Below are 1,304 nucleotides of genomic sequence, written 5' to 3'. Positions count from 1 at the left end.
CTGTTGTATTGGTTGCCGCGCTGGCGGGGGCGACGGGGGCGTTCGCCGCTTCCTCGCCCGCGGGGTATGAAATCGCCAAGCAGAACGCGTGCTTAGGCTGTCATACCGTAGACCGGAAACTCGTCGGCCCCGCCTTTCGCGACATCGCCGCTAAGTACAAAGGCGATTCCCAAGCACAAGCGCGGCTCGAGAAGAAGGTGAAAGACGGTGGGGCCGGAGTCTGGGGCGTCATTCCCATGCCCTCCCACCCAAGGATGAGCGACGCAGACATCCATACCGTCGTCGGATGGGTGCTCGCCGGAGCACCCACTGACGCCGCTAAGTAGCTGCGAGCGTTAGGGATTTTCAGGAGGATAGGGGCTTGTCAAACCCTAGATTCCCGTGACAGAATTGCAGCTTCGTTGGGGCGGTAGCTCAGCTGGGAGAGCGTCGCGTTCGCAATGCGAAGGTCGGGAGTTCGATCCTCCTCCGCTCCACCAACGGATATTTCAGGTAGTTTCGCAGTATTCCGAAAACCCCGCGTAGCGTAAGGCTCGCGGGGTTTTTGTTTTCATTCTCGGAGTCGGTTTTGGGAATCGGGAGGGCCTTGGGGAGATTTGCGCCCGCTGCGATACGGAAGGTGTCCCCTTTCCTTACGGATCGGGAAGTCTGCCGGCTGGCGCCGCCGAACAAGAAGGGTGACGCAGATAGTCAATCATCCGGGCTTGCGCCGATTACTGGCATCGTCTGACGCCAAACGCAGATTTTGAGGGGGCTTGAATTTTGTTGTGGCCGGTCAACGGTACATTGGATCCGAGGGCACGACCTCGCTTTACATTCGATCGTTTGACGGGCCGACTTGAGGGTCGCCACCAGAGACATACCTGAATCCATTAAATCCCCGGCTTGACCGTAGGCTCGATCGGTGGCGTTTCCACACGCCCGACAATTGGAGGTGAGTCAATGACAAACGGCCGAGCTTCCGAAGACGCGCGGCGGTGCTCTGCTCGCCAACCTTGAGCTTCCCCTGAAATTTCGCCTTCCAAGAGGTCATGTATAAACTCGACGGAAAGGAAGGGAAACAGGAATGTTCAAGGTACCCAAACAGGCATACACGGCGGAATTCAAGGCAGCGGCCGTGCAACGGATCAAGGATGGCCAAGGGTTCGCCGTGGTGGCCCGCGAGCTGGGCATGTCCGAGCAGACGCTTCGCAACTGGGTGAAGGCCGATGAGTCAGGCAAGCTGAACGGAGCGGGAGCGAAGCCAGTCACGCCGGAGCAAATGGAGCTTTCGCGGCTGCGCGCGGAGAACAAGCGCTTGCAGA

General features: G+C 59.1%; 2 protein-coding genes and 1 tRNA gene. All 3 read left to right on the top strand.

The window, feature by feature from the left end; genetic code table 11:
• Positions 1–8: 8 nt before the first annotated feature.
• Entirely contained in the window at positions 9–326 is a 318-nt protein-coding gene (locus C0Z18_RS32430; protein WP_408647248.1) for a c-type cytochrome, read from the top strand.
• A gap of 77 nt (positions 327–403) precedes the next feature.
• Positions 404–479: transfer RNA gene (locus tag C0Z18_RS32425), tRNA-Ala, on the top strand.
• 587 nt (positions 480–1,066) lie between these two features.
• On the top strand, positions 1,067–1,304 hold a 238-nt coding region (locus C0Z18_RS32420; protein WP_146014087.1), incomplete at its 3' end, for a transposase.

It is taken from the genome of Trinickia dabaoshanensis (assembly GCF_002879885.1).
GTDB lineage: Bacteria > Pseudomonadota > Gammaproteobacteria > Burkholderiales > Burkholderiaceae > Trinickia > Trinickia dabaoshanensis.
The sequence above is the reverse complement of the archived record's forward strand: the minus strand, read 5'-3'. Positions and strand labels throughout refer to the sequence as shown.